Raw genomic sequence first — 8127 nt, forward strand, 5'->3', positions numbered from 1 at the left:
CTAATTGCAAATACAATAAATAGCTGTAAATCAAAACAATAAAACCTTAACTTAATGACATTGCTCTCAAGAGGGGAACACGTGAGCGGTTTCTCAAACGGAGGTGGGCTTCCCTTATCAAATCCCAACAATTAAAGAAACCTATCATTGTCGTCTCGGCAAAGAACAGACCTCCTATCTGCGTCTGTCATTCTAAAATCAATTATGGAAAACAGGGATAAATCGCACAAAAGCTGCTTTTTACATTTCTGATATTATAAATTCTTAATTTTTAAATCGCTAATATCCCTTTTCAATTCTAAAAATAGCGTTTTCACACTTAAAGATTCGGAGTTTTCCTGCTTCCTGTCACTTCGCCCAATATTACATTCATACTCCCAAATCTCGAGAATATCCGAAGCTTTGACAGCATAAGGAGGGTAAAAACTATTGTCTGATTCCACAACCAGTACGTTTTTTTTGTTTTTATTCAATCGTTTATAGACCATACCCTCATTTTTGGTTATCAATATATAAGTTTTACCATCCATCACTTCTCCTAATTTTTCAATGTACCGGCCAACAATGATACTGCCATCTTCATGTGGTGGCATAGAATCCCCTTCTACTGGAAACCCTCTGTGTTTTCCTGGCCCCAAAAATGGCAATGAAATTTGCTGCAGACTTTCAATGTATTCCGGATCGGCATAACCATTCAAATAGCCTGCCTTAACTTTTTGTGTAACGACTTCAATTAAATTATCACCCTCCTTATTTACAGTGATCGGTAAAACCAATCTGTTACTTTCTAATTGCAACAAATCATCCATGGGTATTTTCCTTATATCCACGGAAAGCAACAAGTCTATGCTGATGTGGTAATAATGCGCTATTTTCTTCAGTATTTCATACGGTGCTTCCGAAGTCCCATCTTCATATTTGACGTACCTGCCCCTAGTTATCGCTAATGCCTCCGCCAGCTTTTCTTGCGAAATTTTCTGTTGTACCCTAAGGTTCCTGATGTTGTCGGAAAATAAAGACATAGGTATTTTGTTATAATTTGTAACAACAAATATAATCAAATTTGTTATCATCTGTACTAATTTTGCAAAGTATAAAAAAAGAAAAGAAGATGGAAAGAGCAATTGTACACATGGATTTGGATACTTTTTTTGTATCCTGCGAAAGACTGGGAAATTCAAAACTGGAGGGAATCCCTTTGATAATTGGTGGTGGGGATCGTGGTGTTGTCGCCTCTTGTTCCTATGAAGCCCGAACTTTCGGAGTGCGTTCCGCCATGCCTATTAAAATGGCACTCCGCCTCTGCCCTCAGGCAAAAGTGATGAAAGGTGATATGGAATTGTATTCTAAATTATCGCATGACGTAACCGAAGTGATCCAAGAAAAAGCACCAATTGTGGAAAAAGCCAGCATCGATGAATTTTACCTTGATATCACGGGAATGGATAAATTTTATGGGAGCTACAAATGGACCAACGAACTGGCACAATCCGTTACCAACGAAACGGGATTACCCATAAGTTTTGCACTATCGGTTAACAAAACCGTTTCTAAAATTGGTACCGGCGAAGCCAAACCTAAAGGAAACTTGGAAATACCGGAAAATAAAGTCCGGTCTTTTTTAAATCCGCTTTCGATTCAAAAAATACCCATGGTGGGTGATGTGACTTTTCAACTATTATCCCGAATTGGAATCCGTACCATTCAGACGCTTTCAGAAATGCCTGCCGAGGTATTGCAACGGATGATCGGCAAGAATGGCATCGACATTTGGAAGAAAGCCAATGGCATCGATAACAATCCAGTGGAACCGTATACCGAACGGAAATCCATTTCAACGGAACATACTTTTAGTCAGGATACCATTGACATTCCAAAATTAAAATCAATACTGATTGGAATGGTAGAGAAACTGGCCTTCCAATTGCGTTCGGAAGAATGGTTGACTTCAACGGTAGTTATTAAAATAAGATATTCCAATTTTGATACCGAAACCAAACAATGCAAAGTACCCTATACCTCAGCCGATCACATGTTGACTAAATCCGTTACCGATTTATTTGATAAAGTTTACCAGCGTCGGATGCGACTGCGATTAATCGGAATTCGTTTCAGTGGGTTGGTTCGTGGCACCTATCAAATCAATTTATTTGAAGATACAGAAGAAATGCTGTCGTTGTATCAAGCCATGGACCGAATGAAAAGCCGTTATGGCTTTGACGCGGTAATGCGGTGTGCCGGTGCGACCTTCAAACCCAATAACAAATCAGAAATTTTAAAACGCAAAATATAATACCATGTACCTCAATTGTCATTCTTTTCATTCGCTGCGCTACGGCACCATCCCACTGTTAGATCTCATACAGCAGGCTGTCAGTTGTGGGGTAAAGACAATGGCGCTAACGGATATTAATACGGTTACCGGTATCTATGATTTTACAAAAGCATGCCACGAGCTTGGGATAAAACCAATAGTGGGTATAGAATTTCGCTGCAACCATCAACTGCGTTATATCGGTTTGGCTAAAAATGCCGATGGGCTCGCCGAAATGAACCGCTTTCTGACCAAACATAATTTCGAAAATAGCCCTTTACCAATATCCACTCCTGATTTTAAAAAAGTAGTCATTATTTATCCTTTCGAAAATAAACCAGCGGTATTAAAAGACAATGAATATATAGGTATTACTCCAGAACAGCTTCCCAAATTGTTTCTTCCAGAATGGAAGAATTTGCTTGACAAAATGGTGATTTTACAATCCGTTACCTTTCGAACTAAAAGAGAATTCAATCTGCATAAAATTCTTCGAGCAATTGATACTAACGTGATCTTGTCCAAATTGACTTTGGACGATTATTGCAAAACATCTGAAGTAATGATTCCTTTGGAGGAACTGCTTTCGAAATTTGAAGAATATCCGCAAATTATTGAAAACACGCTGAAACTGATGGATCAATGTCATTTTGAATTCGACTTCAAAACACCCAAAAACAAAAAGTACTATTCCGGAAGCAGGGAAAGCGACATGCAGCTTTTAACCAAACTCGCTCACGAAGGATTGTTAAAAAAGTACGGTGCCGATAATCCCCAAGCAACAGCTCGAGTGGAAAAAGAATTAAAGGTGATAGACCAACTGGAATTCAGCGGCTATTTCCTGATCACCTGGGACATCATTCAATATAGCATGAGTCAGGGATTTTTGCACATCGGTCGCGGTAGTGGAGCCAATAGTATCGTGAGTTACTGCCTTGGAATCACGGACATCTGCCCTATTGAACTGGATTTGTATTTTGAACGTTTCCTGAATGTGAACCGCAAAAGTCCTCCCGATTTTGACATTGACTGGTCCTGGAAAGAACGCGATACCATTCTCCGATACATTTTTGATACTTACGGTGCGGATCATGTTGCCTTCTGTGGAACCAATGTCGAATTTAAATACCGTTCCATATTCCGGGAAGTGGGTAAGGTTTTTGGTTTGCCAAAAGAAGAATTGGATGCATTGGCCAAAAACCCAATGGCGTTACATGATAAAAACCCAATAGTAAAGCTTGTGCAGGAATATGGGATGTTGCTCGAAAAATACCCCAACCAACGCAGCATGCATTCCTGTGGTATTTTGATCTCCGAAGAACCAATTACCAATTACACGCCTTTGGAAATGCCTCCGAAAGGGTTTCCAATTGTTTTGTTCGACATGCACATTGCCGAGGATATTGGTTTTGAAAAGTTTGACATCCTGAGTCAGCGCGGGATCGGTCATATCGATGACAGTGTGAAACTAATCGATAAAAATCAGGGGATTAAAGTCGATATCCGAGATACTGCTATATCAAAAAATGAGGCGAAGGCGAATCACTTTTTAAGCCATGGAAAAACAATTGGATGCTTTTATATCGAAAGCCCGGCCATGCGCGGTTTATTGCGCCGTCTGAAATGTGATAACTATAAAACTCTGGTAGCAGCCTCCTCCATTATCCGTCCAGGTGTCGCCCAATCCGGTATGATGAAAGAATATATTTTCAGGCACAACCATCCCGATAAGTTCGAGTATTTTCATGACGTTTTTAAAGAACAGCTAGGCGAAACCTATGGGGTGATGGTCTATCAGGAAGATGTGATAAAGATTGCGTTACATTATGCAGGGCTTCCTGCAGCCGATGGTGATATTCTGCGTCGGGCCATGAGTGGAAAAGGACGCTCCAAAGCTGCTTTGCAAAAAGTGAAGGACAATTACTTTGCCTGCTGTGCGCAAAAAGGACATCCGCTTAAGTTGAGTGAAGAAATATACCGACAAATTGAATCCTTTGCCGGCTACTCGTTCTGTAAGGCGCATTCCGCCTCTTATGCTGTTGAGAGTTACCAAAGCTTATATTTAAAAGTCTACTATCCTATTGAATTCATGGTAGCGGTGATTAATAATCAGGGTGGTTTTTACCGTACCGAAGTATACGTACATGAAGCCAAAATGTCGGGTGCAACCATTCAGAATCCTTGTGTCAACAAGAGCGATTTTGAAACTACGGTATATGGCATCGACGTTTATATAGGTTTCATGCATTTGGAAGGGTTGGAAAGTAAAGTAGCGCATGGTATTGTTAAAGAACGGCAGGAACAAGGCGAATTCAAATCATTGGAAGATTTCATCAACCGCATTCCCATAGGTATTGAAGGCATACAAATTTTGATTTTTATCGGAGCATTCCGCTTTACCGGAAAAACAAAAAACCAATTGCTGGTGATTGCCAGACTCATCTTAGTCAATTTCAAACCCGAAAACAGAAACGGGATGCTGCTACAGGAACCAATTAAAGAATATGAACTGCCCATACTCGAACGCTCTCCTTTTGAAGATGCTTTTGATGAAATCGAGCTATTGAGTTTTCCGGTTTCCTGTACTCCTTTTGATTTGTTGCAGACCAAATATCGGGGTGATGTAATGGCGAAAGATTTATTAAAACACCATAAAAAAACGGTTAAAATGCTCGCGTATCTCATTTCTAGAAAGCATGTACCTACCAAAATGGGAACCATGTATTTTGGAACTTGGGTAGACATAGAAGGGGAATATTTCGATACCGCACATTTTACAAAAAGTCTGGAAAAATATCCGTTCCAAGGCGGTGGCTGTTATTTGCTCTTGGGAACTGTAGAAGTGGATTATCATTTTCCTACCATTACAGTTACCAAAATGGCCAAAATGCCGTTTCTCCCTGATCCAAGATATTCTAATACAAGCGACAGACAATATAAAGTCCATGAACAAATTCGGGAAGATGTCAGCATGACCCATCGGGCACCGTATCCACAGGAACATGAAATTAACCTGCCAAGGCATAAAATGGAGGTGGGTGCAAAAAAAGAGTCGGTTTGACCTTTTTAATAAAAAACATGAGTGCTTTAATCTTTTACACAAGAATAACAATACAATTCACGTTATATAACCAATGAAAAATCAGGAATACGCAATAGTAGATATAGAAACCACAGGCGGTAATGCCAGTAACAGTCGCATTACAGAAATTGCCATTGTTATTCATAACGGAACTAGTATAATCGACCGTTGGGAAACGCTCGTCAACCCAGAAAAGGAAATACCGCTAGCCATTTTTTCGCTAACCGGCATTAACAATGAAATGGTTCGAGATGCACCAATTTTTGATGCCATTTCTGAAAAAGTTTTAGAAATGCTTACCGGACGCATTTTCGTTGCCCATAATGTCAACTTTGATTATTCGTTTGTTCGGCACCAACTCGAAGCAAGCGGGTTCAAATGGACTGCGCCAAAATTGTGCACCGTTCGAGCAGCAAGAAAGATTAAGTCAGGATTGGCTTCGTACAGCTTGGGAAGGCTTTGTCAATCCTTAGACATACCTCTAACAAACCAACACCGTGCCGGCGGTGATGCGGATGCCACAGCCATATTATTTTCCCGTTTGCTGGAATGGGACGTTGAAGGCGTAATCGATAAAATGATAAAAAAAACTTCTCAAGACCAGCGCTTACCTCCTAACCTACCACCGAATGACTTTGAGCAATTACCTGAAAAAGCAGGAGTATATTATTTTTACGATCAGACTAGAAAAGTAATTTACGTAGGAAAGGCAATCAACTTAAAAAAAAGGGTGGCTTCCCATTTTACTGGCCATAATGTCACTCCACAAAGGCAAAATTTCCTGCGGGACATACACGGTATTTCTTTTGAAGTATGTGCTACAGAATTAATGGCGCTTTTGCTGGAATGCACCGAAATTAAGAAGCTATGGCCCACCTACAACAGGGCACTAAAACGCTTTGACCCTAAATATGGACTTTATGAGTACGAAGCCCGCAGCGGTTACCGATACCTGGCAATTGGAAAGCTGAGCAAATTTCAGGCGTGCATAGAATCTTTCAATAGTTTGTACAAAGGCATCAATGTGTTGCGCAGCCTGGCCGAACAATTTGGCATTGATAATCGATTCTGTAACTACGGCATGGACGACCACGGAGAATTTATCCCAAAACCGGACCGGGACAATTTACCCGAAGTCGAACTACACAACGAGCAAGTCGAAAACGCCATTGATTTTTTAATAAAAAACAGGCCAAGCTTTGCCATTATAGACAAAGGCAGGACTGCGGAAGAACGCAGTTGCATTTGGATTGAAAACGGTCACTTTTATGGCATGGGATATATTGCATCGGATATTGGTTTTACGGATCCCTCTGAAATAAAAGATCATGTTACTTCATACAAAAGCAACCAATACAGTGTGGATTTAATCCTTGCTTATGCTGAGAAATATCCGGCTAAGGTTCTTTTTAAACAAACACTATAAAGAATTATGACACTCTTCAACGACACCGAAATATTTACATCAGTCAGTAGTGGAAAAAAAGTTTTTGACCTTCCGGATACCAAACTCATGCTGTATGACAATCTTTTCACCAAAGACGAATCCGATTACTATTACACTACCCTGCTTAATACCACGCCATGGCAGGAATATGCTATGGAAATGTATGATAAAACAGTTACTGTCCCAAGAATGATTTCGTGGTACGAAGACAGAGACAATTCAGGTGCCGATGGGACCAAACCGGACTGGACAACCGAATTACAATCCATAAGAGAAAGGGTGGAAAAAGTAACAGAGTTTAAATTCAATAGTGTTTTACTAAACCTATATCGCAACGGCAAGGATGGCGTATCATGGCACAGTGACCGCGAACAGAATTTTGGTAAAGATGCAATTATTGCATCAGTAAGTTTTGGTGAAACCCGTATGTTCCGATTGCGCCATAAGTTCAGGAAAGATATTGCTCAGGTCGAAATCCCCCTGCATCACGGTTCGCTTTTATTAATGGCTGGAACAACGCAAAGCTTTTGGCAGCATCAGGTGCCAAAAACGGCAAAAGATATTCTGCCGCGCATTAACCTCACCTTCAGACAGATTAAGCGACAATTGTAATAAATTAGTACGATACCCCTTAGAATGAATTATAAATAAATTATTAATTTAGTAATACCGTTTGCCAGTGGCAACCAAAATAAACAAATGACGGATAATATCGAATTAATTAAATTTTTAGACGCACAAAATCAAGTGTACCTAAAAGCACTCTCAGAAATAAAAAAAGGAAAAAAAACAACGCACTGGATGTGGTATATCTTTCCCCAAATTAAAGGACTGGGATCCAGCGAAACGGCACAGTATTATGCAATCAAAAATTTGAATGAAGCAACTGCCTATTTAAAACATCCCATTCTGGGCAAACACCTAATTGAAATAGCTCAGGAACTATACAATCTCAAAGGAAAAACAGTAACACAAATATTGGGAACACCTGACGATATGAAATTACGCTCCTGCATGACATTATTTGCAAACGTGAAAAATGCCAATCCGTTATTTAATAATGTTTTAGAAAAATATTTTAATGGAGTACCGGATGAACTTACACTACATTTGCTAAACAGTGTACGATGATAAAAATCGACTATATTTAGCAGATAACTTCAGAACAAAGGAGGAGGATTACTATTATTAATATTTCGCGGCTGGCAGCAGGGAGTGCCCTAGTCGAGTGTGAAACACGAGCGACTGGGGTCGCAATAGGGAAATTTGTCCGATGATTTTTGG

Annotated in this window: 6 protein-coding genes; 5 read left to right on the forward strand and 1 reads right to left on the reverse strand. The window is 39.9% G+C overall.

Annotated elements, in window-relative coordinates; all coding sequences use genetic code 11:
• Positions 1 to 254: 254 nt before the first annotated feature.
• Positions 255 to 1022, reverse strand: coding sequence for an XRE family transcriptional regulator (locus C4S35_RS15325; RefSeq protein WP_104001025.1), 768 nt, complete (start codon positions 1020 to 1022; stop codon positions 255 to 257).
• 89 nt (positions 1023 to 1111) lie between these two features.
• On the opposite strand from C4S35_RS15325, the gene dinB reads away from it, so the two are divergent.
• The 5 genes from dinB (at position 1112) to C4S35_RS15350 (ending at position 7974) form a co-directional block, all read left to right on the forward strand.
• Positions 1112 to 2293 carry a DNA polymerase IV gene (gene dinB, locus C4S35_RS15330; protein WP_104001020.1) on the forward strand — a complete coding sequence of 394 codons (1182 nt, stop codon included), beginning with the start codon at positions 1112 to 1114 and terminating at the stop codon, positions 2291 to 2293.
• Positions 2294 to 2297: 4 nt separating this feature from the next.
• The gene (locus C4S35_RS15335; protein WP_104001021.1) at positions 2298 to 5375 is read left to right on the forward strand and encodes a DNA polymerase III subunit alpha; all 3078 of its coding nucleotides are present in this window, start codon (positions 2298 to 2300) and stop codon (positions 5373 to 5375) included.
• Between the two features lie 73 nt (positions 5376 to 5448).
• Positions 5449 to 6822, forward strand: a complete 1374-nt coding sequence (locus C4S35_RS15340; RefSeq protein ID WP_104001022.1) for an exonuclease domain-containing protein — start codon at positions 5449 to 5451, stop codon at positions 6820 to 6822.
• A 6-nt stretch (positions 6823 to 6828) separates the two neighbouring features.
• Positions 6829 to 7455 carry an alpha-ketoglutarate-dependent dioxygenase AlkB family protein gene (locus C4S35_RS15345; protein WP_104001023.1) on the forward strand — a complete coding sequence of 209 codons (627 nt, stop codon included), beginning with the start codon at positions 6829 to 6831 and terminating at the stop codon, positions 7453 to 7455.
• Between the two features lie 87 nt (positions 7456 to 7542).
• Positions 7543 to 7974 (forward strand): DUF1810 domain-containing protein, encoded by a 432-nt coding sequence (locus C4S35_RS15350; protein ID WP_104001024.1) that lies wholly within the window; start codon positions 7543 to 7545, stop codon positions 7972 to 7974.
• Positions 7975 to 8127: the final 153 nt, after the last annotated feature.

Origin of the sequence: Flavobacterium urumqiense, from assembly GCF_900108015.1 — a bacterium.
GTDB lineage: Bacteria > Bacteroidota > Bacteroidia > Flavobacteriales > Flavobacteriaceae > Flavobacterium > Flavobacterium urumqiense.

Coding starts and splice junctions, on each gene's coding strand:
- dinB (WP_104001020.1), top strand. CDS start 1,112: ATGGAAAGAGCAATTGTACACATGGATTTGGATACTTTTTTTGTATCC.
- C4S35_RS15325 (WP_104001025.1), bottom strand. CDS start 1,022: ATGTCTTTATTTTCCGACAACATCAGGAACCTTAGGGTACAACAGAAA.
- C4S35_RS15345 (WP_104001023.1), top strand. CDS start 6,829: ATGACACTCTTCAACGACACCGAAATATTTACATCAGTCAGTAGTGGA.
- C4S35_RS15340 (WP_104001022.1), top strand. CDS start 5,449: ATGAAAAATCAGGAATACGCAATAGTAGATATAGAAACCACAGGCGGT.
- C4S35_RS15350 (WP_104001024.1), top strand. CDS start 7,543: ATGACGGATAATATCGAATTAATTAAATTTTTAGACGCACAAAATCAA.
- C4S35_RS15335 (WP_104001021.1), top strand. CDS start 2,298: ATGTACCTCAATTGTCATTCTTTTCATTCGCTGCGCTACGGCACCATC.